This is a genomic window from Burkholderia sp. AU18528 (assembly GCF_002223215.2).
GTDB lineage: Bacteria > Pseudomonadota > Gammaproteobacteria > Burkholderiales > Burkholderiaceae > Burkholderia > Burkholderia semiarida.
This window is the reverse complement of the sequence record NZ_NKFC02000005.1, coordinates 830,916-856,509: the sequence shown is the minus strand read 5'-3', so window position 1 is coordinate 856,509 and position 25,594 is coordinate 830,916. Positions and strand designations below refer to the sequence as shown.

The following is a 25,594-nucleotide window of genomic DNA, read 5'->3' as shown; positions in this document are numbered from 1 at the left end:
GCGCCGGCGATCGCAAGCGCGTTACGCGCTGCGCAGCGCGGGATGGAAGCCGGCGGCTTCGATGATCGACCGCACGCGTTCGGCGCCTTGCGCCGACTCGACCTTGACGATCTTCGCCGCGACATCGATGTCGAGCTTCGCGGCGGGATCGGCGGCCGTCACCGCGCGCGTGATCGCGTTGGCGCAACCGCCGCAGGTCATGTCCTGGACTTCGAATTCCATCGTGTGTTCTCCGGATTGGTGGTTGACGAATACGTTCAGCATGAAGCTTGCCACGGTAGGAAGGTCAAGCGCCGCATACGGCGGTGGGCATCGCATCAGCCATTTGTAATGCTGAGGTCTGACGAATGGGCATTTGCATGCGTGCGTCAGTCCGAATCTTTCCCGATTGACGGCCGTGCATTGCCGGAAAAACCCGGCAAAGCCTTGCGCGGCAACGCGCGCGTCGCATCGACGGTGCACGATCTCCATGCCGCGAGTAAGGGTACTTCGGGGTGAAAATGCGAATCGATCTTAGTATCGATTCCCTTCCATATTTCAAACCATTACGCACATGACCCGTTTCGCTATCGGTTTCGCACTGGCCCTGCTGGGCGCGTCGGCCACGTCCGCCTTCGCTGCCGACGACGTCGTCAACCTCACGCTGAAGGACCACAAGTTTTCGCCGGACGGCGTGACGATTCCTGCCGGCAAGAAGGTGAAATTCGTCGTGAAGAACCTCGACGCGACGCCCGCCGAATTCGAGAGCGACGACTTCAAGGCGGAGAAGGTCGTGCCGGCCGGCAAGTCGGTCGAGATCCTCGTCGGGCCGCTGAAGGCCGGGACCTACGAGTTCCACGACGAGTATCACGAAGCGCAGTCGAAGACGCACCTGACCGTCAAGTAAGCCGATACCGACATGCTGTCCACTGCCCTGATCGTCTTTCGTGAAGTGCTCGAGGCCGCGCTGGTGGTCTCGATCGTGATGGCCGCCACGAAGGGCGTGCCGCGGCGCGGCTGGTGGGTGGGCGGCGGGCTGGTCGGCGGCGTGGTCGGCGCCGGCCTGATCGCGGCGTTCGCCGACGTGATCTCGCAATGGGCGTCCGGCATGGGGCAGGAGGTCTTCAACGCGGGCGTGATGTTCGTCGCGACGCTGATGCTCGCGTGGCACTGCATCTGGATGAGCCGGCACGGCCGCGAAATGGCGCTGCACATGGGCGAGGTCGGCCGGGCGGTCGCGGCCGGCCGCCGGCCGCTGACCGGGCTCGCGATCGTGGTCGGCGTCGCGGTGCTGCGCGAGGGTTCCGAGGCCGTGCTGTTCCTGTACGGGATCGCGGCGGGAGACCCGGGGCAGACGCCGCAGATGATCGCGGGCGGGCTGCTCGGCGTGCTCGGCGGCGCGGGCCTCGGCTATGCGATGTATGCGGGCCTGCTGCAGATTCCGCTCAAGCGCCTGTTCTCCGTCACCAACGGGTTGATCGTGTTGCTGGCGGCGGGCATGGCAAGCCAGTGCGTCGGCTTCCTGCTGGCCGCGGGCCTCGTGCCGTCGTGGGGCGATGCGGTGTGGGACACGTCGTGGCTGCTCAAGGAATCGAGCATCGTCGGCAAGGCGCTGCATACGCTCGTCGGCTATACCGCGCGCCCGGCGGGTATCCAGATTGCCGTGTACGTCGCGACGCTGGTGGCGATCGTCGTGCTGGCACGGCTCGTCGGCCGGCCGCGGGAGACGGTGAGGCCGCCGCACGCCGCGGCGTGAGTCGAGGGGTTCGAATGAAAGAAGGGGCGTCGCGGACGCCCCTTCTTCATTTGCGGTGCGCGCCGCACCTGCGCGGCCTCATCGGTGACGGCCGTGGATGCGCGCTTGCGTTCGGTCAGCTGTGGTTGTCGATCCACGCGCGCGCCCATTCGAGCCCTGCATCGCGCGCGTCGTCTTCGGTGTCGAACACGCCGAGCACGCCCGACGCCTCGACCAGCCGGTTGTTCTGCGTGATCGTGCCGCTCGCCGCGAAGCGCTCGGGCTGCATGATCTCGTCCTGCTGCAGGATCGCGTGGCCCCAGATCTGGTAGCCGTGGTAGGTCTGCGCTTCCATTATCGAGTCACCTCCGCGGAGCGGCCGTGCGTGCCGACCTGCAGCACGTTGCCGTCCGGCGTGTATTGACGCGGGATGTCGGAGAACGTGAGCGCATGCGTCGCGTCCGGTGCGCCCGGCTGCATCACCGTGAGATGCCCCGGCGCGGGTTGCGCCACGGGGCGCGGGGCGGCCGGCGTGTCGGTCGCGGTGGCGGCCGGGCGGTGCGGGCCGGCTTTCACGGCCTGCGCGACGCGGCGCTTGTGCGGTTTCGCGGCGGCTTTCGGCGTGGCGCTCGCGTGCTTCTCCGCGCTCTTGCCGGTACGCGCGTCGGCGCCCGGGCGCGCAGCCGGCGTGCGAGCCGCGGGTTGCCGCGCCTCGGGCGGGTTCCAGACCTCGACATAGTGCTCGGCGGCCCAACTCGTCGACGCGAACGTCAGCGCCAGCAATCCGCATCCAAACAGTCTTACCATTGTCTCTCCGTCACATTCGTTGCGGCGCGCGTGCGGCCGGGCCGTGCATGGGCAGTCGGGGAAGCCGGCTCAGGAGAACACCTCGAGCCCGTGTTTTTCGACGATCTGAAGCATGCGCGCGGCGATGCCGCTCGGCCGCTTGTCGCCCTGTTCCCATTGGCGGATCGTCGACGTCGTCGTGTTCAGGTAGAGCGCGAACACGCTCTGGCTGACGTTGACCGACTTGCGGATGCGGGCGATCGCTTCCGGATCGAATTGCGGCGCGGCTTCGATGCAGAGATCGTCGTATTCCCGCATCGTCTTCTTGTCGAGCAGGTTGGCGCGATAAAGCCCCGACGCGGCGCTGTGGATCGCCTCCGTTGCGTCGCTCTTGAATCGACCCTTGGCCATTGCAAATCTCCACAAGCGCTTTCAGTGCGACCGGCGTCGCGATGTCGCTGTCGGTGTGTCGACCTACGTCCGCGGCGAGCTTTCCGAGGCGCCTCTTCCAGACATTGCCGCCGGGATCGACGCCCTGGCCGCGGGCCAGTTCCCGCACCGCGCGGCAGAGCTCGCCATCGGCGATTCCCGCTTTCCCGGCTGCCTGGTGAAACCCCTTCGTCTTGAACACGCGTCGTACGGATGCAGGCATGTCGAGCCGGTCGAGTCAGCACCGGATTATATACCACTACGTGGTACATATTTCGACCTGGCCGAATGGCCTGCCTTGCGCGCGCACGCGGTCGGGACGGCCCGGCGAGGGGGCCATCCCGTCGCGCGGCATTACTCCACCGTCACCGATTTCGCGAGGTTGCGCGGCTTGTCGACGTCGGTGCCGCGCGCGCACGCGGTGTGATACGCGAGCAGTTGCAGCGGCACGACGTGCAGGATCGGCGACAGCTGGCCGTAGTGCTCCGGCATCCGGATCACGTGCAGGCCGTCGTCGTTGACGATCTGCGTGTCGGCATCGGCGAACACGTACAGCTCGCCGCCGCGCGCGCGCACTTCCTGCATGTTCGACTTCAGCTTCTCGAGCAGCGTGTCGTTCGGCGCGACCGTCACCACCGGCATCGCTTCGGTGACGAGCGCGAGCGGCCCGTGCTTCAGCTCGCCGGCCGGATAGGCTTCGGCGTGGATGTACGAGATTTCCTTCAGCTTCAGCGCGCCTTCGAGCGCGATCGGGTAGTGCAGCCCGCGGCCGAGGAACAGCGCGTTTTCCTTGCGCGCGAATTCCTCCGACCACGCGATGATCTGCGGCTCGAGCGCGAGCACGCTGTTCAGCGCGGCCGGCAGGTGGCGCAGCTCCTTCACGAATTGCGCTTCCTGCGCGGCGTCCACGTGCCTGCGCAGCTTGCCGAGCGTCGCGGCCAGCACGAACAGCGCGACGAGCTGCGTGGTGAACGCCTTCGTCGACGCGACGCCGATCTCGGTGCCCGCGTGCGTCAGGAACTGCATCTCGGTCAGGCGCACCATCGCGCTCGTCGCGACGTTGCACACCGCGAGCGTATGCGTATGGCCGAGCGACTGCGCATGCTTGAGCGCCGCGAGCGTATCGGCCGTCTCGCCCGATTGCGAGATCACGAGCACGAGCTGGCGCGGGTTCGGCACCGACTCGCGGTAGCGGTATTCGCTGGCGATCTCGACCTGGGTCGGGATCTTCGCGATCGATTCGAGCCAGTACTTCGCGGTGAGGCCCGAGTAGTAGCTCGTGCCGCACGCGAGGATCAGCAGGCTGTCGATCTCGGCGAACGCGGCGGGTGCGGCATCGCCGAACAGCGTCGCGTCGAAGGCTTCCGTCTGCGGCACGGTGTCGCCGATCGCGCGCGGCTGCTCGAAGATTTCCTTCTGCATGAAATGGCGATAGGGCCCGAGCTCGACCGCGCCGCCGTACGCGCTGACCACGCGGATCTCGCGCTGCACGGTGGCGCCGTGGCGATCGACGACCGTCACGCCGTCGAGCGACAGCTCGCACACGTCGCCTTCCTCGAGGAACGTGAAGCGGTCGGTGCTGCCCGCGAGCGCGAGCGCGTCGGACGCGAGGAAGTTCTCGCCGTCGCCGTGACCGACGACGAGCGGCGAACCCTGGCGCGCGCCAACGACGGTGTGCGGCTGGTCCTTGTGGATCACGGCGATCGCATACGCGCCGTGCAGCTGGTGAACGGCTTCGCGCACCGCGTCGAACAGGTTGCCGCGGTACAGGCTGTGCACGAGGTGTGCGATCACTTCGGTGTCGGTCTGCGACACGAATTCGTAGCCCTTCGCGCGCAGCGTTTCGCGCAGCGTCTCGAAGTTCTCGATGATGCCGTTGTGCACGAGCGCGAGCGCGTTCGACGAGAAGATCGGGTGCGCGTTGTGCGTGACGGGCGCGCCGTGCGTAGCCCAGCGCGTGTGCGCGACGCCGGTCGAGCCTTCGAGGTGCGTCTCGCGCACCTGCGCATCGAGATCGGCGACGCGCGCGACGCTGCGCGCGCGCTTCGGTGCGTCGGGCTCGAGCACGGCGACGCCGCACGAGTCGTAGCCACGGTATTCGAGGCGCCGCAATCCTTCGATCAGCACCGGAACGATATTACGCTGCGCAACTGCGCCGACAATGCCGCACATGAATGGTCAGTCCTGTAAGTCGACGCGGGCGCCGCGCGGGCGCCCGCAAAAGGTTCAGCTCTTCTTCTTGACCGGGCGGACGTAGCCGCTCTTCGCGGTCTGCGTCTTCTCGTTCAACGCGAGGACGCCTTCGGCGACGTCCTTCCAGATCGTCGTGCCGGCGGCGATCGTCACGCCGCGGCCGACGCGCACGGGCGCGACGAGCTGCGTGTCGGAGCCGACGAACACGTCGTCCTCGATCACGGTGCGGAACTTGTTCGCGCCGTCGTAGTTGCAGGTGATCGTGCCCGCGCCGATGTTCACGCGCGCGCCGATGTCGGCGTCGCCGATGTACGTGAGATGGTTCGCCTTCGAGCCGTGGCCGATCACCGCGTTCTTCACCTCGACGAAGTTGCCGACGTGGGCTTCGTCAGCGAGCTGCGCGCCGGGGCGCAGCCGCGCGTACGGGCCGATCACGGTGTTCGCGCCGAGCGTGGCGCCGTCGATGTGCGTGAACGCGTCGATGCGCGTGCCCGCGCCGATCGATGCGTTGCGGATCACGCAGTTCGCGCCGATCGTCACGTCGTCGGCGAGCGTCACGTTGCCTTCGAACACGCAGTTCACGTCGATCGACACGTCACGGCCGCAGCGCAGCGTGCCGCGCACGTCGACGCGCGCCGGATCGGCGAGCGTGACGCCGTCGGCGAGCAGCGCGTCGGCCACGTTGCGCTGGTGAATGCGTTCGAGCTCCGCGAGCTGCGCCTTGCTGTTCACGCCGAGCGTTTCCCATTCGTCGTCGGGTTGCGACGTGACGACCTCGAAGCCGGCCTCGATCGCGAGTTCGACGACGTCGGTCAGGTAGTACTCGCCCTGCGCGTTTTCGTTCTTCAGCGCGCCGAGCCACATCGACAGCTGGGCGGTGGGCGTGACGATGATGCCGGTGTTGATCTCGGCGATCTTCAGCTCGTCCGGCGACGCATCCTTCTGCTCGACGATGCGCGTGACGAAGCCGGCCGCGTCGCGCACGATCCGGCCGTAGCCGGTCGGATCGTCGAGCGTGACGGTCAGGATCCCGTAGCGGCCGTCGTGCGCGGCATCGACGAGACGGCGCAGCGTCGACGCGCGCGTGAGCGGCACGTCGCCGTACAGCACGAGCGTCGGTTGCGCGGGATCGAGCAGCGGCAGCGCCTGGCGCACCGCGTGGCCGGTGCCGAGCTGTTCGGCCTGCACCGCGAACTGGACGTCGGGCGCGGCGACGGCGGCCTGGACCTGCTCGGCGCCGTGACCGACGACGACGACCAGCCGGGACGGCTGCAGCGTGCGTGCGGTGTCGATGACGTGGGAGAGGAGCGGCCTGCCGGCCAGGGGGTGAAGCACTTTCGGCAGCGCGGAGCGCATGCGCTTGCCGGTGCCTGCCGCCAAAATCACGATATTCATGGCGCCAGCTTGTCAGAGGAGTTCGAAGCTGTCCATTTTAGCATGCGGCCCCTGGCGCTCCGGGCCTGTCGCGGCGGGGCGACGGCGCCGGAAAGGGCGGCCGGCGCCCGGTTCCGGCGGCTGTTCCGCCCCTGCTTACAGGTCGTCGAACTGGACGATCGAGATCGGCCGGGCGGCGCCCGGCGCCGCCGACTCGTCACCCGACGCGCACGGTTCCTCGTCGAACGCGATGTCGCCTTGCGGGTCGGCCTCGCCCGTCGCGCGCAGCGACTGGAACGGATACAGCGTCGTGTCCATCAGGTGCGACGGCACGACCTTCGCGAGCGCGTTGAACATGTTGTCGACGCGGCCCGGGAAGCGCTTGTCCCAGTCGCGGATCAGCGCCTTCATTTCCGCGCGCTTCAGGTTCGGCTGGCTGCCGCACAGGTTGCACGGGATGATCGGGAATTCGCGCAATTCCGCGTATTTCTCGAGATCGGTTTCCTTCACGTACGCGAGCGGGCGGATCACGATGTTCCTGCCGTCGTCCGACTGCAGCTTCGGCGGCATCCCCTTCAGCTTGCCGCCGTAGAACATGTTCAGCAGCAGCGTCTGCACGATGTCGTCGCGGTGATGGCCGAGCGCGATCTTGGTCGCGCCGAGCTCGCCGGCCACGCGGTACAGGATCCCGCGGCGCAGCCGCGAGCACAGCGAGCAGGTCGTCTTGCCTTCCGGCACGAGCCGCTTGACGATGCTGTAGGTGTCCTGGTTCTCGATGTGGAACGGCACGCCGACCTGCGTCAGGTATTCGGGCAGCACGTGCTCGGGGAAGCCCGGCTGCTTCTGGTCGAGGTTCACCGCGACGATGTCGAAGTCGATCGGCGCGCGCTCGCGCAGCCGCAGCAGCACGTCGAGCATCGCGTAGCTGTCCTTGCCGCCCGACAGGCACACCATCACCTTGTCGCCGTTCTCGATCATGTTGTAGTCGCCGATCGCCTGGCCGACCTGGCGCACGATCCGCTTGAACAGCTTGTTGTTCTCGTACGCTTCCTTCTGCTCGCGGCGCGTGAGCGCGGGGCGGCCGGCCGACGCGGCGGCGTCGTCCAGCGTGGCGGCGTCGGCCGCCGTGTCGTTCATGTGGGGGGCGTTCATGCGCGCTCCTCGTCCTTGATGCGAAAGACTTCGACGCCGACGGCGTCGCAGTCCGGATAGGCGTCCGGTTTCTCGGTACGGACGCGTACCGCGCGCACGGTGTCGTGCGCCAGCAGGTGCGCGGCGATCGAATCGCACAGCGTTTCCTGCAGGTGGATGTGGCCGCGCGCCAGGCACTGCGCGACGCTCTGCTTCATCAGGTCGTAGTCGACGACTTCGTGCAGCCGGTCGTCGACGGGGGTGGACAGCGCGAGCGGCACAAACAGGTCGATGTTGATGACGACGCGTTGTTCGCCGCGCTTCTCGTGTTCGAAGGCCCCGATGTTGATGTGCACCTCGTAGTCGCGCAGGTAGAGCCTGCGGCAATCCGCGAGGCGGGGGTGCAGGAGAGCGGAAAACATGGTCGTCCCAGTCAAATTGGCGTGCGCGCACGCAAAGCGGCGCGGGCGGCGGCTCTCAGGCCGCGCCCGCGCGGTTCATTCATTCGGGCCGGCGGCCGGCGGCACCAGGTGCTCGCCGCCGTCGACGGTCAGTGTCGCGCCGGTGACGCCGGGCGCGCTCGCGAGATAGCAGGCGGCCGCCGCGATGTCGTCCGCGTGCGGCGCGTGGCCGCGCACCAGCGCCGCGACCCGCACCTTCGGCGCGAGCGCCAGCGCGAGCGCCGACGTCGCGCGGTTCAGTGCGGCCTGCATCAGCGCGTGCGACAGTTGCGCCGGTGCCGGGTGAAACAGGGCCTGATCCAGTACGTGGATCGCGCACGCGCGCAGCGTTTCGTCGTCGCGCGCGGCGTCGGGCGTCGCGTCGGCGAGTGCGCGCGCCAAGGCGAGCGGCGCCGTCACGTTGCGTGCGAGCGCAGCAGCGAGCGACGCGCCGTCCACCGTGTGCGCGTCGTCGGCGCCGGCGCTGGCGCTGACGAACACCGCGCACGCGGGCCGGCCGAGCGCTTCGCCGCACGCGGCGACGAGCGCGGCCGCATCGGTTTCCAGGGCCAGATCGGCGTCGAGCACGGCCGCGCGACGGCCGAGCGCCGCGACTTCGGCGACGAGCGCGTCGGCGGCCGCGCGCGGCGCGCCGTGGCCGCGCTGCAGCGCGACGTCCCAGCCGCGGCGGGCGAAACCCGTCGCGAGCGCACGGCCGATCGACGCGGCGTCGGCCGCGCTGCCCAGGGCGCCCGTGACGAGCACCACGCGTGGGGTCGACGTATCGGCTGAAACGGTCATTTACAATGCCGGGATGAACCCGAAAGCTCACGAACCCGCTAGTTTACCTGCTCCCGGCCCTGACGCGCTCGCGCAGTCCGAAACCCTCGCCGCGCAACTGCGCGACGAGATCGCGACGGCCGGCGGCTGGCTGCCGTTCGACCGCTTCATGGAGCGCGCGCTGTATGCGCCGGGCCTCGGTTATTACAGCGGCGGCGCGCGCAAGTTCGGGCGTCGCGCCGACGACGGCAGCGACTTCGTCACCGCGCCCGAGCTGTCGCCGCTATTCGCGCAGACGCTCGCGAATCCGGTCGCCGAAGCACTGGCGGCGAGCGGCACGCGCCGCGTGATGGAATTCGGCGCCGGCACGGGCAAGCTCGCGGCCGGGCTGCTCGCGGCGCTCGACGCGCCGGGCGTCGAACTCGACGAATACCTGATCGTCGACCTGTCCGGCGAACTGCGCGAACGGCAGCGCGACACGATCGAAGCCGCGGTGCCGGCGCGGGCCGCGAAGGTGCGCTGGCTCGACGCGCTGCCCGAGCGGTTCGAGGGTGTCGTGGTCGGCAACGAGGTGCTCGACGCGATGCCGGTGCGCCTCTTCGCGAAGGCGGACGGCGCGTGGCGCGAGCGCGGCGTCGCGCTCGACGCGCGGCAGGCGTTCGTGTTCGACGACCGGCCGGTCGGCGCGGCCGCGTTGCCGGCGGTGCTCGCGGGGCTGGACGTCGGCGACGGCTACGTGACCGAAACGCACGAGGCCGCGCTGGCGTTCACGCGCACCGTCTGCACGATGCTCGCGCGCGGCGCGGTGCTGCTGGTCGACTACGGTTTCCCCGCGCACGAGTACTACCACCCGCAGCGCGACCGCGGCACGCTGATGTGCCACTACCGCCACCACGCGCACGACGACCCGTTCGTGTACCCGGGCCTGCAGGACATCACCGCGCACGTCGAATTCACCGGCATCTACGACGCGGGCGTCGCGACCGGCGCCGATCTGCTCGGCTACACGTCGCAGGCGCGCTTCCTGTTGAACGCGGGCATCACCGACGCGCTGGCCGCGATCGATCCGTCCGACGTCCACGCGTTCCTGCCGGCCGCGAACGCGGTGCAGAAGCTGATCTCGGAGGCCGAGATGGGCGAGCTGTTCAAGGTGATCGCGTTTTCGCGCGGGATCGACGGCACGCTCGACGCGTTCGCGCGCGGCGACCGTTCGCACGCGCTCTGACGGGCGCGACACATGTACGTTCCCCATGTAAACGGGCCTCAGGCATGCTGCGCTGGCTATTGACGACGTTCATCGCGGTGATGATCCTCACGCGCTGCTGGCCGTGGCTCGGCAAGCTCGGCATCGGGCGGATGCCGGGCGACGTCACGCTGACGCTCGGCGGGCGGCGCTACCCGTTCCCGTTCATGTCGACGCTGGTGCTGACGATGCTGGTATCGATGGTGGCGCGGCTGCTCTGAATCGAGCGGGACGGCGCGTCGCGGTCGCACCGCGGCGCGCGCGTGAGGGTGCTGCGCGTCACAGCTCGATCTCGCCGAGGATCCGGTGCGCGAGCGCCTTGGCTTCCTCGAACGCTTCTTCCTCGCTCGAACTCGTCGTGTGGACGTCGTAGCGCATGTTTTCCGTCTCGTCGCCGTCGTCCCGCGCGAGGATCACGTAGCCCTGAAACTCGCCGTTGTCCGAGCGGTGCGTATGCGCCTTGGCCGTGTAGATGCCTTTGGTGAACGTGTTCGTGTCCATCGTGCCTCTCCCGCAATAGGACGCTTCATCGTAGCACTGCGGCGCAGCATGGTGAATGCGGTTTATCGGTGACCGATCGGCGGCCGGCCACCGTCCCTTCGTCGCCTCTTCAGCGTGCCTTCACCCTTCGAGCAGCGCGACGACCTCGTCGAGCGTCGGGGCGTGCGCGCCCGTATGCCGGCACGCGGCGGCGCCGGCCGCCACCGCGAACGCGAGATGCTCGCGCCAGCCGCGCCGCGGCGCGGCCATCAGGCTGAACAGCAGGCCGCCGATCGACGCGTCGCCCGCGCCGACGGTGTCGGCCACCTCGACGCGCGGCGGGCTGGCTTCGTGCACGTCGCCGTCCGCGTGGAGCGTGGCCGCCTGCGCGCCGCGCGTGACGAGCACGGCCGCCCGTGGGTTCAGCGCGCGCACCGCCGCGATCGCGTCGGGGCCGTCGCCGCCGAACAGGTGCCGCAGGTCTTCGTCGGACACCTTGATCAGGTCGGCGAGGGCGGCCATCTTCTCCAGCGTCGGCCGGTACGCGGCCGTCATCAGGTTCCGCACGTTCGGGTCGAAGCTGATCTTCACGCCGCGCGCATGCAGGTCGGCCGCGAGCGCGGCCAGCGTGCTCGCGAGCGGTTCGCGCACGAGGCTGATGCAGCCGAAATGCGCCCATTTCACGTGATCGGTCCAGCCGGCCGGCAGCCGTGCCGGATCGAACGCGAGATCGGCGCTCGCTTCGCCGATGAAGAAGTACGCGGGCGGGCGCGTCTCGTGGACGATCGCGAGCAGCGGCGGCCGCGCGACGCGCTGCAGGAAGCGCAGGTCGAGGCCGGCCGCTTCGCTCGCGCGCCACAGCACGTCGGAGAAGCAGTCTTCGCCGATCGCGCCGGCGAGCGCGCTCGGCACGCCGAGCCGCGCGACCGCGCGCGCGACGTTCCAGCCGGCGCCGCCGGGCACCGACGTCCACTGCGCGTCGCCCGCGCGCACCATGTCGGTCAGGATGTCGCCCGCCGACACGAAAGCCGGAAACGTGCCGCCGCTCATTGCGTCGGCTCGCTGCGTTGCGCGCGCGCGAGGGTCGCGAGCACGTCGTAGCAGGCGCCCATCGTGTGGTAGTCGGTCTTGCCGGCCGGGCTTTTCTCGTCGCTGTACTTGCGGTTGTCGCAGGTGAGGATCCGGTACCACGCGCCGTAGCGGTGATCGACGAAGTGCGCCCAGCTGTAGCGCCAGATCTCGTCGTACCAGTCCCAGAAACGCTCGCTGCCGGTGCGCGCGCCGAGCATCGCGGCCGCCGCGAAGGTTTCCGCCTGCACCCAGAAATATTTGTTGTGGTCGCAGATCGTGAAGTCCGGGCCGAAGCCGTAGCAGAGGCCGCCGTGATCGGCGTCCCATGCGTGCGTGAGCGCCGCGTCGAACAGCTCGGTCGCGCGCGGCACGAGCCAGTCGAGCGGGCGGTGCCGCTCGAGGATCAGCAGCAGCTTCGCCCATTCGGTCTGGTGCCCGGGCTGGAAGCCCCACGGGCGGAAGATGTTCGAGCTGTCTTCCTTGTTGTAGTCCCAGTCGACCGACCAGTCCGCATGGTAGTGCTCCCACACGAGCCCGCCCGACAGCGCGGCCTGGCGCTGCGTGATGTGGGTGGCGAGCTTTTCCGCGCGATCGAGGTACGTGAGGTGGCCGGTCGCCTCGTAGGCGGCGAGCAGCGCTTCCGTCATGTGCATGTTCGCGTTCTGGCCGCGATACGTCGATACGTTCCAGTTCGGCGTCGCGTCGTCCGCATAGAGGCCCGCGGCCGCATCCCAGAAGCGGTGCTCGGCGAGCTCGTAGGTGGCCGCGATCAGCGGGCGCGCTTCGTCGATGCCGGCCATCGTCGCGTGGGCGGCCGCGAGCAGCACGAACGCGAGGCCGTAGCAGTGGCGCGTGCCGTCGAGCGTCGCGCGCTTCGCGCCGTCGCGCCAGTCGAGCTCCCAGTCGTAGCCCTGCAGCGCGTCGTCCCAGTGCGCGTCGCGCAGGAAGCGCAGCCCGTGGCGCGCGTATTCCAGGTGGCGCGGATCGCCGAAATGCCGGTACGCCATCGCGTAGTTGAAGACGAACCGGCAACTGCTGACGAGATGGCGGGACGTGCGGTTGTAGATGCTGCCGTCGTCGCGGAAGTAGTGGTAGAAGCCGCCCGTCGGGTCGAATGCGTTGGCCGCGTAGAAGCGCAGCGTGTCTTCGACGTGCGACAGCAGGAACGACGGATCGCGGAAGCTCGCGACGAACGGTGCGGCTGGCGCGTGGCCGGCCGGCGCGGCGGCGCGGGGTTGGACCGGAGGCATGTTCATGATTCTTGGACCGTGGCGGTATCGAGTGCCGGGGAGCCGGCGGGCTGGCTGCTGGCCCGCACGATCAGCTCGACGGGCAGGGAAATCTCGGTGCGCTCGGGCGCTTCGGCGAGCAGCAGCTCGACGCCGCGGCGGCCCAGCGCTTCCTTGTCGACCGCGAGCGTCGTGAGCGGCGGGCTCGCGTGCGCGGCGGCCGGGATGTCGTCGAAGCCGACGATCGCGATGTCGTCCGGAATCCGCAGCCCGCGCGCGATGCACACGCGCTGCGCGGCCAGCGCGGCCGCGTCGTTGTACGCGAACACGGCTTCGGGCCGCGGGCCCGGCGCGTCGAGTAGTTGCTCCATCGCACGCGCGGCGCCCGTGTCGGGGTCGAGCCCGGCGTCGATCGTCACTTCGTACGCGGGATCGAACAGCCGCCCGGCTTCGAAGAACGCGCGCCGATAGCCGATCGCGCGCTGCGCGATGCTGTAGTGCGCGGCCGAGCCGCCGATGAAGGCGATCCGCGAGCGGCCGGTGGCGAGCAGGTGGCGCATCGCGAGTGCCGCGCCGGTCGCGTTGTCGATGTTGACCGAGCGCAGCCCGGGCGCCCACAGGTCGATCAGCACGAGCGGCCGGCCGGTGGCGGCGAGCGCCTCGATCGTCTCGGGCTCGATGAAGCCGGCGACCGCGATCGCATCGGGCGCGTGTGGGCGCATCTGGCGCAGCACGTCGTCGTTCGGGCCGACCGTGAGCAGCGTCGGGACGATGCCGCGCTCGCGGCACGCGTCCTCGACGCCGTGCAGCACGTGCGAGAAGAACGGGCTCGCGGGAAAGCGGTTGTGCTGCCGGTGCAGCAGGAAAGTGAGCCGGCGGATGCGCGGCCGCAGCTGGGCGGGATCGTAGCCGAGCTGCTGCGCGATCCCGACGATGCGCGCGCGCGTGGCTTCGGACAGGCCGGGCTGGTTTTTCAGCGCGCGGGAGACGGTGCCGATCGAAACCTCAGCCGCCCGCGCCACATCGCGAATGGTCGTACCCATCGTTCGGGGTCCGGTTTGTTTAGGGTGGAGGCGATTGTATAGTAAAACGTATCGCGGAATTCGGGCCGGATAACCGGGGAATACCCGCAAATAGCGGATTTTTAAGCGCTAATCTGCGAAAACACCGTTACTAAAAATACTAAACAAAACGCGAAAAAGGCAAGGTGGGCGTGTGGGTGTCCGGCGGTGCCGACGCAGCGCCGCAAAATGGGCAGTCGGACCGCGCGCCCGTGCGAGCGTGGGGGCGCCGTGGCCGTGGCCGTGACCGATGACGATGAGAGGCCGTTGCGCGACAGCCGAACGTTGCAGCGGCCGGGCATCGCCCCCGTCGCACGGTGCACCGGTTTTCCGTGCGTCGCGGGCGACCGTCCGTCGTTCAGCCGGCCGCCACCGCCACGGCCGGCGGTTCGCCGCGATGCCGCAGCGCGGCGCGGCCGGCATCGAGATCGACGACCGCGAGCCCGTCCGGCTGCTGCTTGGCCCGCCGCTTCGCGAGCGCGGCGACCGACGCGATCTCGTCGCTGCCGTAGCGTTTCGCGCCGTGCGCGCCGGCCGGCACGCCCACCGCGCCGATCGCCATCGTCACGAAGCCGAAGAACGCCGGGTTGCCGTGGCGGTCCTCGCCATGCAGCCCGCCCGCCTGCCGGTCGGCCTGCGTGTAGAAAAGCCGCGCGCCGTCGTTGAAGCGCGCGATCGCGTCGGCGGCGCGCTCGCGCCAGTCGTCGCGCTGGAACAGCACCAGGAAATCGTCGCCGCCGACATGGCCGAGAAAGTCGCGCTGCGGGTCGCATACGCCGGCCAGCACGGTCGCGGCGAACTTCAGCACTTCGTCGCCTTGCCAGTAGCCGTACTGGTCGTTGAACGGCTTGAACTGGTTCAGGTCGACGTAGCACGCATGAAAGCCGGCGTCGCGCTGGAGCAGGCGGTCGATGTGCGCGCTGATCGGGATGTTGCCGGGAAGGAAGGTCAGCGGATTCGCGTAGCGCGCGGCCTCGATGCGCATTTCGGTCACCGTGCGCACCAGGCTCTCGCCGGTGCCGAGCCCGACATAGCGGCCGTGTTCGGTGATCACGAAGCCGTCCGCGAGATAGCGCTGGTCGTGGCTCGCGAGCAGCAGCGCGAGCTGCTCGAAGGTCGTCGCGTTGTCGATCATCAGCGGCGCATCGTTCGCGAACTGCAGGCACGGCTTCTTCCCGAACACCTCGCGGTGATACGGCAGCGCGAAACGGTCGATGAAGCCGCGGCGATTGACGAGCGCGACGGGCCGCCCGCGCTCGACGAGCGCGACCGCGTGCAGGTCGGGCATCCGGTTGAACAGGTCGAGCACGTCGTTGCTGGTCGCGTCGCGCGGCAGCGCCGGGGCGGGCACGAGCATCTTCCCGGCGATCGTGCCGGCCGGCCGCACCGCGCGCGTCATGCCGGGAAACACCGCGATGTGCGGCGCGCGGATCGCGTCGCGCGCGGCCGGCGCGACCACCCGCGACGGCTGCGCGTTCGGCCGGCCGAGCAGGAAGCCCTGCACGCAGCAGATGCCCATGTCGCGCACGACGATCAGGTCGCATTCGTTCTCGATGCCTTCCGCGATCAGCTTCGCGCCGCTCGCCTGCGCGAAGTGCTGCATCGCCTTCACGGCCTCGAACTTGAGCGGGTCGCGCGCGATGTCGTGGATGAAGAAGCGGTCGATCTTCACGAGGTCCGGGTGCAGGCGCAGCCACAGGTTCATGCTCGCGTTCGCGGTGCCGTAGTCGTCGAGCGCGAACTGGATGCCGGCGTCGCGCAGCGACGCGACCGCCGGCCCGATGTCCGCGAGATCGGGAATCGCGTTCTGCTCGGTGAGCTCGATCACGATGCGTTCGGCGCCGATGTGCGCGCGGCCGAGGAACTGGCATGCGCGCTCGCGTTCGCTGGCGAGCGTGAGGATGGTGCCCGCGCTGAAATTGAGGAACAGCTTGCCGTCGCAGCCGAGCGCCGCGAACGCGTCGAGGCAGGCGAGCGCGGCCGCCCGTTCGAGCGCGATGGTTTCGCCTTCGCGCGCGGCCTGCGCGAACAGCGCGGCGGGCGGCTCGAGGTCGGTGCCGCGCGGGCCGCGGATCAGCCCTTCGTAACCGACGACCGTCCCCGACCCGAGGTCGACGATCGGCTGGAAGACGGCGGCGAGCGCGCGATCCGCGATCAGGCGCGAGGTGCGGGTGGCGGCGGAACCGGAGTGGGGCGCGGGCATGGGCGAGGGCAGCCGAATCGACGGGACGTCCGGCTTAACGGCATCGCGCGCGGAGAATTGAATGAAGATTTCGTGACATGACCGGCGTTGCCGGTGCATCGCGCCGGATGCGCGTCGGCGCGTGGCCGGAAGGGGCGAGGGACCGAAAACGGGGGGCGATGAGCGGTAGGCGGAAAGCGGAAAGCGGAAAGCGGAAAGCGGAAAGCCGCCCGCGGCGGCCATCGCGCCCCCGGGCGCGTCAGCGCTTGCCCGCGCTCAGCGCGCCGGATGCGGCCGTCGCGGCGCCCTCGTCGTGCTCGCCGCTCGTGTCGCGCGCGCCCCAGCGCTGCGCGAGCGCCGCGCACGCCATCAGCTGGATCTGGTGAAACAGCATCAGCGGCAGCACGATCGCGCCGACCGCGTTCGCCGAGAAGATCACCTTCGCCATCGGCACGCCGGCCGCGAGGCTCTTCTTCGATCCGCAGAAGATGATCGTGATCTGGTCGGCACGGTTGAAGCCGAGCCGCTTGCTGACGAATGCGGTCAGCAGCAGCGCGATCGCGAGCAGCACGAGGTTGACGACGAGCAGGCCGCCGAGCGCGCGCGGCGGAATCTGGTGCCACAGCCCCTCGTTGACGGCCTCGCTGAACGCGACGTAGACGACCAGCAGGATCGAGCCCTGGTCGACGAAGCGCAGCACGCCGCGATTGCGGTCGATCCAGCCGCCGATCACGGGCCGCAGCAACTGGCCGGCGATGAACGGCACGAGCAGTTGCATCACGATGCTGCCGACGGTGCTCCACGGCGACGCGGCCGCGGCCGATTGCGACGTGATCATCAGCCCGACGAGCGCCGGCGTGACGAAGATCCCGAGCAGGCTCGACGCGGAGGCCGCGCACACGGCGGCCGGCACGTTGCCCTTCGCGATCGAAGTGAACGCGATCGACGACTGGACCGTCGACGGCAGCGTGCAGAGGAACAGCACGCCCGCGTACAGCGTCGGCGTGACGAGCGGCTGCAGCACGGGTTTCAGCGCGAGGCCGAGCAGCGGGAACAGCGCGAACGTGCTGAGCAGCACGAGCGCGTGCAGCCGCCAGTGCGTCGCGCCCGCGACGACGGCTTCGCGCGACAGTTTGGCGCCATGCAGGAAAAACAGCAGGCCGACGGCGATGTTGGTCGCCCAGTTGAACGCATGGGCGGCTGGGCCGCGGCAGGGCACGAGGCTCGCGAGCACGACGGTGCCGACGAGCGCGAGCGTGAAGTTGTCGGGAAGAAAACGGGGACGGGCCATCGGGAACTCGATTCGGAAACGACGAAGGCGCGCGTCGCGCGCGCGGATGGCGTTATTGTCCCGGTTGACGATTCACTACACAAATTCATTGTGCGAATCGATTGATGAATCGATGGCATGCAACGGCGGCCGCCGTACGAGTCGCGGCCGCGGCCAAAACCGCGGAAGAACGTTCCGTCGCGATCGCGCCCGGAAGTGAAAAAACCTAGCAGTAACATGGTGTTACACCGATGCCGGCGACATAACACTTTTTGGCTCGACACGCTTTCCCCCCGCTCATAAATTACTGCTGAAAGCCTTGGGTCGGCCGAAAGGAGCCGACGGCGGGCGTCGATGGGCACGGAACGATGACGGAACGGGTGAAACGGAAGATCGGACGATGGGTGGCAGGCGTGCTCGGCACGCTGCTGATGCCGCTCGCGCTCGCCCAGCCTCCCCACGGCGGTCACGGGTTCGGCAGCCACGGCTTCGGCGGCGGCGACATGCGCGCGTACGGTCAGCCCGCCGGCGGCGCTCCGGTGTGGCGTCGCGTGCCGCCGTCTGCCGGCGTGCGTCCCGGCGGCGTGAGCGGCGCCGGCTCCCGCTGGGGGCTGCGCCCGACACCGTCGTACGGCCATTACGCCGCGCAAAGCCCGTATCGGCCGATCAACGCCGAAGTCCGCCAGATGCCGCGCCCGCCGGGCGGCGGCAACGTCCCGCTGCGAGCCGGCTCGATCCGCGCCGACGTCGCGCGCTACAACGAGGAGCGCGGCGGCCGCCCGATGCCGCCGCCCCGCTCGCAGGAAGAGCCTGCGCACTCGCCGTTTTTCTCCCCGTTCTACCGAAACTGAGCGCCCCGGCGCTCGTCCCCTTGCCGGCTGATGCGAATTCGCCACAGTCGCGCGCAGATTCCCGCTGATTTTCCCGCCGCATTGCGCTATCTTTCGCGCCCGGCACGCCATGCCGCGCCGCCGCCCGCCCGTGCGACCGCGTTCGTGCCGGGCCGCCGCCGTGCGTGCGGCCATGGATACCTGCCGCGAAGTTAATGCCGACGCTATACCCGCAATAAGCGTGCGCAATTTTGACCGGACGAATGATCCGTAAAGATGGCTGCGCCCCATACGACGCAAGCACTCGGCTCCATACAACAACGCTCGCGCCACTTATCGACTATTCGACAAAACCTGGAGATCCCATGAAAGCATTCGCCCGCCGTGCGTCGCGCACGTCCGTCAAGCTGATCGCCGCAGCCGCCTGCGTGGCGGCTGCCGCACCCGTCCATGCGCAGTCGAGCGTCTCGCTCTACGGGCAGGTTGACGAATGGGTCGGCGCCACCAAGTTCCCGGGCGGCGATCGCGCGTGGAACGTGTCGGGCGGCGGCATGTCGACGTCGTACTGGGGCCTGCACGGCGCCGAGGATCTCGGCAGCGGCTACAAGGCGATCTTCACGCTGGAGAGCTTCTTCCGTGCGCAGAACGGCCAGTACGGCCGCTTCCAGGGCGACACGTTCTTCGCGCGCAACGCGTACGTCGGCATCAGCTCGCCGTACGGCACGGTGACGGCGGGCCGCCTGACGACGCACCTGTTCCTGTCGACGATCCTGTTCAACCCGTTCTACGACTCGTACACCTTCTCGCCGATGGTGTATCACGTGTTCCTCGGCCTCGGCACGTTCCCGACCTATCCGAGCGACCAGGGCGCGGTGGGCGATTCGGGCTGGAACAACGCGCTGGGTTACACGTCGCCTTCGTTCGGGGGCCTGAACTTCGGTGCGATGTACGCGCTCGGCAACCAGGCCGGCGACAACCGTTCGAAGAAGTGGAGCGCGCAGTTCAACTACGCGAACGGCCCGTTCGCGGCGACCGCCGTGTATCAGTACGTGAACTTCAACAACGGCCCGCAGGACCTGAGCGCGCTCGTGACCGGCATGAAGAGCCAGGGCATCGCGCTGGTCGGCGCCACCTACGACCTGAAGCTCGTGAAGCTGTTCGGCCAGTACATGTATACGAAGAACGACCAGGTCGCGGGCAGCTGGCACGTGAACACCGCGCAGGGCGGCGTGTCGGTGCCGATCGGCGTGGGCAACGCGATGGCGTCGTATGCGTACTCGCGCGACGCGGGCGGCCTCGACCAGACGCGCCAGACCTGGGCCGTCGGCTACGACTATCCGCTGTCCAAGCGCACCGACGTCTACGCGGCCTACATGAACGATCACATCAGCGGCCTGTCGACCGGCAACACGTTCGGCGCCGGCATCCGCGCGAAGTTCTGACGCGCACGCGCGATCGGTGCGCCGGCCGCGCGTCAATCGCGCGTTCCGGCTGCATGTTTTCCTGCCCGTCATTTTCAGTCCGAAGCGGCGCCGCCACCCGCGGCGCCGTTTTGCCTTTCTTGACCTTTCTGTTTCCCCGCCTTTGTTACCCTATCTCGTAATTGGTCGATTTCCCGGGATTGCGAGCTAGTTCGATGGATACCCTCGTCAGCATGAATGTGTTTCGCTACGTCGTCGAAGTGGGCAGCTTCGTCGGCGCGGCGGAGCGCATGCAGATGTCGGCGGCGATGGCGAGCAAGCACGTGATGCACCTCGAGCAGCAGCTCGGCGCCCGGCTGCTGCATCGCACGACACGACGCGTCGCGCCGACCGAGGCGGGACGCGAATACTACGAGCGCCTCGTGCAGGCGCTGTCCGAACTCGACGAAGCCGGGCAGGCCGTCGGCGCCGCGAGCGTGGTGCCGCAGGGCCGGCTGCGCGTGACGTCGCTGTCCGCGTTCGGGCTGCGGCACGTGATGCAGGCCGTCACCGATTATGCGGGCCGGTTCCCGGACGTGACCGTCGACATGACGCTGTCCGATCGCGTGGTCGACCTGATCGAGGAGGGCTACGACGTCGCGGTGCGCGCGGCGCCGAACGGATTGAAATCGTCGTCGCTGGTCGCGCGCCAGATCGCGACCGCGCACATCCTGCTGGTCGCGTCGCCTGCGTATCTGGAGAAGCACGGCACGCCCCGGACGATCGCCGATCTCGCGAATCACAACTACCTGCGGCGCGATTCGAATTCGACGATGCTCGATTCGCTGGTGATCGACGCGGCCGCCGCGTCGCGCGTGAGCCTGAACGGCAACCTGATCGTGAACCATCTCGAAGGGCTGCGCGCGGCCGTGCTCGCCGGCGCGGGCATCGCGCTGCTCGGCACCGAAGTGGTCGGCGACGACATCGAAGCGGGCCGGCTCGTGCCGGTGCTGCTCGATTCGGTGCCGCCGCACGAGGCGCCGATCTATGCGGTGTACGCGAGCCGTCGTCACGTGTCCGCGAAGGTGCGCTCGTTCGTCGACTTCCTCGCCGCGCGTTTCGAGGGGCAGTCGCTGTGTCCGTCGATCGAATCGCGCCTGCGCGTGCTGCCGATCACGCGGATGAAGCGCGCGGGCTGAGCCGCGTCGTTCCGCCGCGGCGGGGCAATAAAAAAGCGCGAACCGCTGCGGTTCGCGCTTTTTTCGTTGGGGCGACGATCTCGCGCCGATGGCGGCCGATGGCGGCCACCACGGCCGCCGCATCCTTCAGCGCGGGATGCCGAGCCGCGCCTTCGCGTCGTCGTACTCGCGCTTGAGCCGCTCGACGAGCGCAGCCACGCTCGGTAGATCGTCCATCAGGCCGACGCCCTGACCGGCGCCCCAGATGTCCTTCCATGCCTTGGTTTTGTCGCTGCCGAAATTCATCTTGGTCTTGTCGGATTCCGGCAGCGCGTCCGGATCGAGGCCGGCCTTCTCGATGCTCTCGCGGATGTAGTTGCCGTGCACGCCCGTGAAGAGGTTCGTGTAGATGATGTCCGACGATTTCGCGTTCAGGATCGCGTGCTTGTAGTCGTCGATCGCGTGCGCTTCCTGCGTCGCGATGAAACGCGTGCCCATGTACGCGAAGTCGGCGCCCATCGCCTGCGCGGCGAGGATCGAGCCGCCGTTCGCGATCGAGCCGGACAGCACGATCGGGCCGTCGAAGATCTTGCGGACTTCGCCGACCAGCGCGAACGGCGACGTCGTGCCCGCGTGGCCGCCGGCGCCGGCCGCGACGAGGATCAGCCCGTCGACGCCGGCTTCGAGCGCCTTCTGCGCGTGGCGCAGGTTGATCACGTCGTGCAGCACGATGCCGCCGTAGCCGTGCACCGCATCGACGATCTCGCGCGCCGGCGCGCGCAGGCTCGTGATGAAGATCGGCACCTTGTGCTCGACGCACACGCGCACGTCGTGCTCGAGCCGTGCATTCGACTGGTGGACGATCTGGTTGACCGCGATCGGGCCGATCACCGCGTCGGGATGTTTCGCCTTGTGCTCGGCGAGTTCCGACTGGATTTGCGTGAGCCACTCGTCGAGCAGTTCGGCCGGGCGCGCATTGAGCGCGGGGAACGAACCGACGATGCCCGCCTTGCATTGCGCGAGCACGAGTTCGGGGTAGCTGACGATGAACATCGGCGACGCGATGACGGGGAGCGTCAGGTTCTGCAGGACGGTGGGCAATGCCATGTGATGTCTCCAGTCTCCGGGGGCGTGGCGGTCGAACGGTGATTCGAGTGTAGCCGCGGAACGCATTCGGTCATATTAATACGAACGGTCGTGCGATTCTACGCGAGCTTAGCAAAAGGCGCGGTGTGCCGGCAATCGAGTGAGTGTTCTCTTTCTACGGTTTCGGGCGGTGACCTCGCTGTGAAGACGCGCCGGCACTTTTAAAATAGCCGCCATAACAAACCAACGAGAAACAAACCATGTCGTTTGACGCGTTTGCATCGTTTCGCGTGACGGTGCAGGACACCGACATCTTCGGTGTCAAAGGAGGCGCGGGGCCGCCGCTGCTGTTGCTGCACGGCCATCCGCAGACCCACATGATCTGGCGTCGCGTTGCCGCGACGCTTGCGAATCACTTCACGGTGATTGCCACCGACCTGCGCGGCTACGGCGCATCGGGCCGGCCGCCGAGCGACGCGCGGCACGCGCCGTATTCGAAACGGGCGATGGCGGCGGACCAGGTCGCCGTGATGCGGCATTTCGGCTTCGAGCATTTCCATGTGTGCGCGCACGATCGCGGCGCGCGGGTCGCGCACCGGCTCGCGCTCGATCACGCGAATGCCGTCGAGCGGATGATGCTGCTCGACATCGCGCCGACGCTCGCGATGTACGAGAAAACCGATCGCGCGTTCGCGACCGCGTATTTCCACTGGTTCTTCCTGATCCAGCCCGAGCCGCTGCCCGAGACGCTGATCGGCGGGCACACCGATGCGTACATCGAACGCGTGATGGGCAACCGCTCGGCCGGGCTCGCGCCGTTCGTGCCCGAGGCGCTCGACGCGTACCGGGCGGCGCTCGCGCAGCCGGGCGCCGTGCATGCGATGTGCGAGGACTACCGCGCGTCGGCGACGATCGATCTCGAGCACGACCGTGCGGACCTCGAACGCGGCAACAAGGTCGCGTGCCCGCTGCGCGTGCTGTGGGGCGAGCACGGGGTCGTCGGCCGCTGCTTCGATCCGCTCGACGAATGGCGGCGCGTCGCGCGCGACGTCAGCGGCCGCGCGCTCGACTGCGGGCACTACATTGCGGAAGAGGCGCCGGCCGCGCTGATCGACGAACTGCTCGCGTTCTTCGAGGCGCGCGACCCAGCCGCGTGACGGTGCGTGCGGGCGTGCCGCCCGCGGTTCAGTGGTGTGCGCCGCCGACGGCTCGGCGGTATGCGCCGCCAGCGGCTCAGCGACGCGCGTGGTCGTCTTCGACGAGCGGCGGCAGGCGGCGCGGCACGGGCGTCGATTTCACGATCGCGGTGCTCGTCTCCGCGCGCTCCGTCACCTTCGACAGGATGTCGTCGAGGTGCTCGATCGTGCGCAGGTAGAGCCGGCAGATGAAGCAGTCGTCGCCGGTGACCTTGTCGCATTCGACGAATTCCGGAATCCGCCGCAGCAACTCCTCGACCAGATGCAACTGGCCCGGCAGCGGCTTCACGCGGACGATCGCCTGCAGCGTATAGCCGAGCGCGCGCGGGTCGAGCTCGACGGTGAATGCGGCGATCACGCCTTGCGCCTCGAGCCGCCGCACGCGGTCGGCGGTGGCGGGCGCCGACAGACCGATCTGCCGGGCGAGTTCGCTGGTCGCGATGCGTGCGTCGTCGGCCAGCGCGGCGACGATCGCGCGGTCGGTCGCGTCGAGCGACGCGACGGCGGGCGGGGAAAGGCGTTTCGGCATGATTGCTTTGGTTTCGAAGGTGAATCGGCTGATTGGCTTCAGTTTAGCCGTGGTTGTGGCGAAGGCAAGTTTCTAGAATCGAAGTCATCCCCTCTCTTCAACGGAATCCATGATGGCCACGAATGAAATTCGCCGCGGCGCCGCCGAGATGATCGTCGCGATGCTGATGTCCGGCACGATCGGCTGGCTCGTGATGTCGTCGCAGCAGCCGCTGACCAATGTCGTGTTCTTCCGCTGCGTATTCGGCACGGCGACGCTCGCGATCGTCTGCGCGGCGTTCGGCTTCCTGCGCCGCTCGCTGTTCTCGCCGCGGATGCTCGTGCTCGTGACGCTCGGCAGCCTCGCGATCGTCGCGAACTGGCTGCTGCTTTTCGCCGCCTATTCGCGTGCGTCGATCTCGATGGCGACCGCCGTCTACAACACGCAGCCGTTCATGCTGGTCGCGCTCGGCGCGATCGTGTTCCGCGAGCGGATCACCGCGTCGACGGTCGCGTGGCTCGTGCTCGCGTTCGCGGGGCTCGTGTTCGTGGTGCGCGTCGAGCCGGCCGTGCTCGCGGTGCCCGGCGCATATCTGGAAGGCGTCGCGCTGTCGCTCGGCGCGGCGTTCCTGTATGCGATCTCGTCGATCATCACGAAGCACCTGAAGGGCACGCCGCCGCATCTGCTCGCGTTGCTGCAGGTCGGCCTCGGCATCGTGCTGCTCGCGCCGTTCGCGCACTTCGACACGTTGCCGGCGACGGCCGGGCAATGGGCCGACCTGATCGTGCTCGGCATCGTCAACACGGGGCTGATGTACGTGTTGCTGTACGGCGCGGTGCAGAAGCTGCCGACCGCGATGACGGGCGCGCTGTCGTTCGTCTATCCGGTCGTCGCGATCGCCGTCGATCGCATCGCGTTCGGGCAGACGCTCGCGTGGACGCAGATGTTCGGCGCGCTGCTGATCCTGCTCGCGGCGGCCGGCGTGAACCTCGGCTGGCGCATCGTGCCCGCGCGTCGCGAGGCGGTCGGCAACTGATACGGTCGGACGATTCGGCGCGGCTGCGCGGTCGCGCCGCGGCGCGCCGACTGCGCGTGTCGGGAACGGCGATTGCGCGCGAGAGGGCGTCGCGTGCAGCCGCGAAAAGCGCGGCAGGAAGTTGTAGGGAAACACCCGATGCGATGCGGCCGCGTCGCTCGTATGATGCGGGCTGTGACGTTGATCACGTTCACAGGATTCCGATCTCGATGCCGTTCGCCCGTGAGGCTGAACGGCTTTTTTTTATGTCTCGCTGCCCGCGATCAGGCGCCGCCGCGCGTCCAGCCGCGCGAGCAGCGCGCGCCTCGCGTCGTCGTCCGACTCACGCCATCCCTTGATCTCGCCGCGCGTGCGCAGGCAGCCCGCGCACCAGTCGGTGCGCGGATCGATCCGGCAGACGTCGGTGCACGGCGACGCGACCGTGGCGACCGGCATCGTCACGTCGCTCATGCGGACTCCCGCAACGCGACGTCCGCGACGGGCGCGCCCGTCAGCGACACGAGCTCGTGCGGCGACAGGTTGAACACCGCGTGCGGATGGCCGGCGGCGGCCCACAGGCTGTCGAGCGCGAGCAGGTCGGCGTCGATCAGCGTGATCGGTTCGACCAGATGGCCGATCGGGCAGACGCCGCCGATCGCATAGCCGGTGTTGTCGCGCACGAACTTCGCGTCCGCGCGGCCGACCGGGCCGACCTGCGCGGCGACCTTCTTTTCATCGACGCGGTTGACGCCGCTCGCGACGACGAGCACGGGCGCGTCGTCGGCCTGCCGGCGAAACAGGATCGACTTCGCGATCTGCGCGACCGAGCAGCCGAGCCCGGCCGCGGCCTCGGCCGACGTCTTGCCGGTTTCGGCGAGCATCACGATGCCTTTCGCATGGCCGCGCTCGCGCAGCAGCAGCGCGACGCGTCGCGCGGAATCGGGCAGGGAGTCGAATGAAGCGGGTGTCGTCATGTTGGAGAATCCGTGGAGTGGCGC

At 68.7% G+C, this 25,594-nt stretch carries 28 protein-coding genes and 1 pseudogene; 9 read left to right on the top strand and 20 right to left on the bottom strand.

What is annotated here, in order from left to right; genetic code table 11:
- Positions 1–21 precede the first annotated feature (21 nt).
- Positions 22–222: a heavy-metal-associated domain-containing protein gene (locus CFB52_RS15650; RefSeq protein ID WP_059576472.1), complete on the bottom strand. Its 201-nt coding sequence runs from the start codon at positions 220–222 to the stop codon at positions 22–24.
- Positions 223–553: 331 nt separating this feature from the next.
- On the opposite strand from CFB52_RS15650, the gene CFB52_RS15640 reads away from it, so the two are divergent.
- Both CFB52_RS15640 and CFB52_RS15635 read left to right on the top strand, forming a co-directional pair.
- Positions 554–886 carry a cupredoxin domain-containing protein gene (locus CFB52_RS15640; RefSeq protein WP_006488047.1) on the top strand — a complete coding sequence of 111 codons (333 nt, stop codon included), beginning with the start codon at positions 554–556 and terminating at the stop codon, positions 884–886.
- A 12-nt stretch (positions 887–898) separates the two neighbouring features.
- Positions 899–1,735 carry an FTR1 family protein gene (locus CFB52_RS15635; protein ID WP_059576386.1) on the top strand — a complete coding sequence of 279 codons (837 nt, stop codon included), beginning with the start codon at positions 899–901 and terminating at the stop codon, positions 1,733–1,735.
- A gap of 115 nt (positions 1,736–1,850) precedes the next feature.
- Here CFB52_RS15635 and CFB52_RS15630 read toward each other — a convergent pair whose 3' ends face one another.
- From CFB52_RS15630 to CFB52_RS15590, 9 genes and pseudogenes are all read right to left on the bottom strand, one after another.
- Positions 1,851–2,069: a hypothetical protein gene (locus CFB52_RS15630; protein ID WP_006477594.1), complete on the bottom strand. Its 219-nt coding sequence runs from the start codon at positions 2,067–2,069 to the stop codon at positions 1,851–1,853.
- Positions 2,069–2,521, bottom strand: coding sequence for a hypothetical protein (locus tag CFB52_RS15625; protein ID WP_059576388.1), 453 nt, complete (start codon positions 2,519–2,521; stop codon positions 2,069–2,071). The genes CFB52_RS15630 and CFB52_RS15625 overlap by 1 nt, the downstream gene beginning before the upstream one ends.
- A gap of 69 nt (positions 2,522–2,590) precedes the next feature.
- The gene (locus CFB52_RS15620; protein ID WP_059576393.1) at positions 2,591–2,911 is read right to left on the bottom strand and encodes a DNA-binding transcriptional regulator; all 321 of its coding nucleotides are present in this window, start codon (positions 2,909–2,911) and stop codon (positions 2,591–2,593) included.
- Positions 2,907–3,152 (bottom strand): annotated as a pseudogene (locus tag CFB52_RS15615) (type II toxin-antitoxin system RelE/ParE family toxin); the annotation flags it as partial. The pseudogene CFB52_RS15615 and the gene CFB52_RS15620, both read right to left, overlap by 5 nt.
- 131 nt (positions 3,153–3,283) lie before the next feature.
- Positions 3,284–5,101: a glutamine--fructose-6-phosphate transaminase (isomerizing) gene (gene glmS, locus CFB52_RS15610; protein WP_099316883.1), complete on the bottom strand. Its 1,818-nt coding sequence runs from the start codon at positions 5,099–5,101 to the stop codon at positions 3,284–3,286.
- A 54-nt stretch (positions 5,102–5,155) separates the two neighbouring features.
- Entirely contained in the window at positions 5,156–6,517 is a 1,362-nt protein-coding gene (gene glmU, locus CFB52_RS15605) for a bifunctional UDP-N-acetylglucosamine diphosphorylase/glucosamine-1-phosphate N-acetyltransferase GlmU (protein ID WP_059641238.1), read from the bottom strand.
- A 135-nt stretch (positions 6,518–6,652) separates the two neighbouring features.
- The gene (gene ttcA, locus CFB52_RS15600) at positions 6,653–7,648 is read right to left on the bottom strand and encodes a tRNA 2-thiocytidine(32) synthetase TtcA (protein WP_059576403.1); all 996 of its coding nucleotides are present in this window, start codon (positions 7,646–7,648) and stop codon (positions 6,653–6,655) included.
- The gene (locus CFB52_RS15595; protein WP_059576406.1) at positions 7,645–8,049 is read right to left on the bottom strand and encodes a dihydroneopterin aldolase; all 405 of its coding nucleotides are present in this window, start codon (positions 8,047–8,049) and stop codon (positions 7,645–7,647) included. Before CFB52_RS15595 ends, ttcA begins: the two co-directional genes overlap by 4 nt.
- A gap of 75 nt (positions 8,050–8,124) precedes the next feature.
- Positions 8,125–8,868, bottom strand: a complete 744-nt coding sequence (locus CFB52_RS15590) for an SDR family oxidoreductase (protein ID WP_099316882.1) — start codon at positions 8,866–8,868, stop codon at positions 8,125–8,127.
- Positions 8,869–8,881: 13 nt separating this feature from the next.
- Between CFB52_RS15590 and CFB52_RS15585 the strand changes: the two genes are divergently transcribed.
- A complete protein-coding gene (locus tag CFB52_RS15585; RefSeq protein ID WP_059576412.1) occupies positions 8,882–10,072 on the top strand; it encodes a class I SAM-dependent methyltransferase in 1,191 nt (396 codons plus the stop codon).
- Positions 10,073–10,116: 44 nt separating this feature from the next.
- On the top strand, positions 10,117–10,311 hold the full coding sequence (locus tag CFB52_RS15580; protein WP_011546377.1) for a DUF2905 domain-containing protein: 195 nt from the start codon (positions 10,117–10,119) through the stop codon (positions 10,309–10,311).
- Between the two features lie 58 nt (positions 10,312–10,369).
- Here CFB52_RS15580 and CFB52_RS15575 read toward each other — a convergent pair whose 3' ends face one another.
- The 6 genes from CFB52_RS15575 to CFB52_RS15550 form a co-directional block, all read right to left on the bottom strand.
- On the bottom strand, positions 10,370–10,591 hold the full coding sequence (locus CFB52_RS15575) for a hypothetical protein (RefSeq protein WP_059576415.1): 222 nt from the start codon (positions 10,589–10,591) through the stop codon (positions 10,370–10,372).
- A gap of 120 nt (positions 10,592–10,711) precedes the next feature.
- On the bottom strand, positions 10,712–11,620 hold the full coding sequence (locus tag CFB52_RS15570; protein WP_059641250.1) for a carbohydrate kinase: 909 nt from the start codon (positions 11,618–11,620) through the stop codon (positions 10,712–10,714).
- Positions 11,617–12,897, bottom strand: a complete 1,281-nt coding sequence (locus tag CFB52_RS15565; protein WP_059576421.1) for an AGE family epimerase/isomerase — start codon at positions 12,895–12,897, stop codon at positions 11,617–11,619. The genes CFB52_RS15570 and CFB52_RS15565 overlap by 4 nt, the downstream gene beginning before the upstream one ends.
- Positions 12,894–13,913 carry a LacI family DNA-binding transcriptional regulator gene (locus tag CFB52_RS15560; RefSeq protein WP_059576424.1) on the bottom strand — a complete coding sequence of 340 codons (1,020 nt, stop codon included), beginning with the start codon at positions 13,911–13,913 and terminating at the stop codon, positions 12,894–12,896. Before CFB52_RS15560 ends, CFB52_RS15565 begins: the two co-directional genes overlap by 4 nt.
- Positions 13,914–14,289: 376 nt before the next feature.
- On the bottom strand, positions 14,290–16,134 hold the full coding sequence (locus CFB52_RS15555; RefSeq protein WP_060010414.1) for a phosphodiesterase: 1,845 nt from the start codon (positions 16,132–16,134) through the stop codon (positions 14,290–14,292).
- 238 nt (positions 16,135–16,372) lie between these two features.
- A complete protein-coding gene (locus CFB52_RS15550) occupies positions 16,373–17,404 on the bottom strand; it encodes a bile acid:sodium symporter family protein (protein WP_089465205.1) in 1,032 nt (343 codons plus the stop codon).
- A gap of 347 nt (positions 17,405–17,751) precedes the next feature.
- On the opposite strand from CFB52_RS15550, the gene CFB52_RS15545 reads away from it, so the two are divergent.
- The 3 genes from CFB52_RS15545 to CFB52_RS15535 all read left to right on the top strand — a co-directional run bounded on the left by CFB52_RS15545 (position 17,752) and on the right by CFB52_RS15535 (position 20,812).
- Positions 17,752–18,234, top strand: a complete 483-nt coding sequence (locus CFB52_RS15545; RefSeq protein ID WP_060317111.1) for a hypothetical protein — start codon at positions 17,752–17,754, stop codon at positions 18,232–18,234.
- A 344-nt stretch (positions 18,235–18,578) separates the two neighbouring features.
- Positions 18,579–19,655 carry a porin gene (locus tag CFB52_RS15540; RefSeq protein ID WP_059641258.1) on the top strand — a complete coding sequence of 359 codons (1,077 nt, stop codon included), beginning with the start codon at positions 18,579–18,581 and terminating at the stop codon, positions 19,653–19,655.
- A gap of 194 nt (positions 19,656–19,849) precedes the next feature.
- Positions 19,850–20,812: a LysR family transcriptional regulator gene (locus tag CFB52_RS15535; RefSeq protein WP_059576438.1), complete on the top strand. Its 963-nt coding sequence runs from the start codon at positions 19,850–19,852 to the stop codon at positions 20,810–20,812.
- A 126-nt stretch (positions 20,813–20,938) separates the two neighbouring features.
- Here the strand turns inward: CFB52_RS15535 and CFB52_RS15530 are convergent, their stop codons facing one another.
- Positions 20,939–21,898, bottom strand: coding sequence for a nitronate monooxygenase family protein (locus CFB52_RS15530; protein ID WP_059576442.1), 960 nt, complete (start codon positions 21,896–21,898; stop codon positions 20,939–20,941).
- 239 nt (positions 21,899–22,137) lie between these two features.
- On the opposite strand from CFB52_RS15530, the gene CFB52_RS15525 reads away from it, so the two are divergent.
- Complete coding sequence (locus CFB52_RS15525; protein WP_099316881.1) at positions 22,138–23,034, top strand: alpha/beta fold hydrolase; 897 nt, start codon at positions 22,138–22,140, stop codon at positions 23,032–23,034.
- Positions 23,035–23,110: 76 nt separating this feature from the next.
- Here CFB52_RS15525 and CFB52_RS15520 read toward each other — a convergent pair whose 3' ends face one another.
- On the bottom strand, positions 23,111–23,602 hold the full coding sequence (locus tag CFB52_RS15520) for an Lrp/AsnC family transcriptional regulator (protein WP_059576448.1): 492 nt from the start codon (positions 23,600–23,602) through the stop codon (positions 23,111–23,113).
- A gap of 112 nt (positions 23,603–23,714) precedes the next feature.
- On the opposite strand from CFB52_RS15520, the gene CFB52_RS15515 reads away from it, so the two are divergent.
- Complete coding sequence (locus CFB52_RS15515; RefSeq protein ID WP_059576451.1) at positions 23,715–24,617, top strand: DMT family transporter; 903 nt, start codon at positions 23,715–23,717, stop codon at positions 24,615–24,617.
- Between the two features lie 243 nt (positions 24,618–24,860).
- On the opposite strand, the gene CFB52_RS15510 is transcribed toward CFB52_RS15515, so the two are convergent.
- Positions 24,861–25,067, bottom strand: coding sequence for a DUF1289 domain-containing protein (locus tag CFB52_RS15510; RefSeq protein ID WP_006477621.1), 207 nt, complete (start codon positions 25,065–25,067; stop codon positions 24,861–24,863).
- On the bottom strand, positions 25,064–25,570 hold the full coding sequence (locus CFB52_RS15505; protein WP_059576453.1) for a YbaK/EbsC family protein: 507 nt from the start codon (positions 25,568–25,570) through the stop codon (positions 25,064–25,066). Before CFB52_RS15505 ends, CFB52_RS15510 begins: the two co-directional genes overlap by 4 nt.
- Between the last annotated feature and the right edge of the window lie 24 nt (positions 25,571–25,594).

Excerpts from the sequence above, each read along its gene's own strand:
- CFB52_RS15650 (WP_059576472.1), bottom strand. The coding sequence starts at position 222 with ATGGAATTCGAAGTCCAGGACATGACCTGCGGCGGTTGCGCCAACGCG.
- CFB52_RS15640 (WP_006488047.1), top strand. The coding sequence starts at position 554 with ATGACCCGTTTCGCTATCGGTTTCGCACTGGCCCTGCTGGGCGCGTCG.
- CFB52_RS15635 (WP_059576386.1), top strand. The coding sequence starts at position 899 with ATGCTGTCCACTGCCCTGATCGTCTTTCGTGAAGTGCTCGAGGCCGCG.
- CFB52_RS15630 (WP_006477594.1), bottom strand. The coding sequence starts at position 2,069 with ATGGAAGCGCAGACCTACCACGGCTACCAGATCTGGGGCCACGCGATC.
- CFB52_RS15625 (WP_059576388.1), bottom strand. The coding sequence starts at position 2,521 with ATGGTAAGACTGTTTGGATGCGGATTGCTGGCGCTGACGTTCGCGTCG.
- CFB52_RS15620 (WP_059576393.1), bottom strand. The coding sequence starts at position 2,911 with ATGGCCAAGGGTCGATTCAAGAGCGACGCAACGGAGGCGATCCACAGC.
- glmS (WP_099316883.1), bottom strand. The coding sequence starts at position 5,101 with ATGTGCGGCATTGTCGGCGCAGTTGCGCAGCGTAATATCGTTCCGGTG.
- glmU (WP_059641238.1), bottom strand. The coding sequence starts at position 6,517 with ATGAATATCGTGATTTTGGCGGCAGGCACCGGCAAGCGCATGCGCTCC.
- ttcA (WP_059576403.1), bottom strand. The coding sequence starts at position 7,648 with ATGAACGCCCCCCACATGAACGACACGGCGGCCGACGCCGCCACGCTG.
- CFB52_RS15595 (WP_059576406.1), bottom strand. The coding sequence starts at position 8,049 with ATGTTTTCCGCTCTCCTGCACCCCCGCCTCGCGGATTGCCGCAGGCTC.
- CFB52_RS15590 (WP_099316882.1), bottom strand. The coding sequence starts at position 8,868 with ATGACCGTTTCAGCCGATACGTCGACCCCACGCGTGGTGCTCGTCACG.
- CFB52_RS15585 (WP_059576412.1), top strand. The coding sequence starts at position 8,882 with ATGAACCCGAAAGCTCACGAACCCGCTAGTTTACCTGCTCCCGGCCCT.
- CFB52_RS15580 (WP_011546377.1), top strand. The coding sequence starts at position 10,117 with ATGCTGCGCTGGCTATTGACGACGTTCATCGCGGTGATGATCCTCACG.
- CFB52_RS15575 (WP_059576415.1), bottom strand. The coding sequence starts at position 10,591 with ATGGACACGAACACGTTCACCAAAGGCATCTACACGGCCAAGGCGCAT.
- CFB52_RS15570 (WP_059641250.1), bottom strand. The coding sequence starts at position 11,620 with ATGAGCGGCGGCACGTTTCCGGCTTTCGTGTCGGCGGGCGACATCCTG.
- CFB52_RS15565 (WP_059576421.1), bottom strand. The coding sequence starts at position 12,897 with ATGAACATGCCTCCGGTCCAACCCCGCGCCGCCGCGCCGGCCGGCCAC.
- CFB52_RS15560 (WP_059576424.1), bottom strand. The coding sequence starts at position 13,913 with ATGGGTACGACCATTCGCGATGTGGCGCGGGCGGCTGAGGTTTCGATC.
- CFB52_RS15555 (WP_060010414.1), bottom strand. The coding sequence starts at position 16,134 with ATGCCCGCGCCCCACTCCGGTTCCGCCGCCACCCGCACCTCGCGCCTG.
- CFB52_RS15550 (WP_089465205.1), bottom strand. The coding sequence starts at position 17,404 with ATGGCCCGTCCCCGTTTTCTTCCCGACAACTTCACGCTCGCGCTCGTC.
- CFB52_RS15545 (WP_060317111.1), top strand. The coding sequence starts at position 17,752 with ATGACGGAACGGGTGAAACGGAAGATCGGACGATGGGTGGCAGGCGTG.
- CFB52_RS15540 (WP_059641258.1), top strand. The coding sequence starts at position 18,579 with ATGAAAGCATTCGCCCGCCGTGCGTCGCGCACGTCCGTCAAGCTGATC.
- CFB52_RS15535 (WP_059576438.1), top strand. The coding sequence starts at position 19,850 with ATGGATACCCTCGTCAGCATGAATGTGTTTCGCTACGTCGTCGAAGTG.
- CFB52_RS15530 (WP_059576442.1), bottom strand. The coding sequence starts at position 21,898 with ATGGCATTGCCCACCGTCCTGCAGAACCTGACGCTCCCCGTCATCGCG.
- CFB52_RS15525 (WP_099316881.1), top strand. The coding sequence starts at position 22,138 with ATGTCGTTTGACGCGTTTGCATCGTTTCGCGTGACGGTGCAGGACACC.
- CFB52_RS15520 (WP_059576448.1), bottom strand. The coding sequence starts at position 23,602 with ATGCCGAAACGCCTTTCCCCGCCCGCCGTCGCGTCGCTCGACGCGACC.
- CFB52_RS15515 (WP_059576451.1), top strand. The coding sequence starts at position 23,715 with ATGGCCACGAATGAAATTCGCCGCGGCGCCGCCGAGATGATCGTCGCG.
- CFB52_RS15510 (WP_006477621.1), bottom strand. The coding sequence starts at position 25,067 with ATGAGCGACGTGACGATGCCGGTCGCCACGGTCGCGTCGCCGTGCACC.
- CFB52_RS15505 (WP_059576453.1), bottom strand. The coding sequence starts at position 25,570 with ATGACGACACCCGCTTCATTCGACTCCCTGCCCGATTCCGCGCGACGC.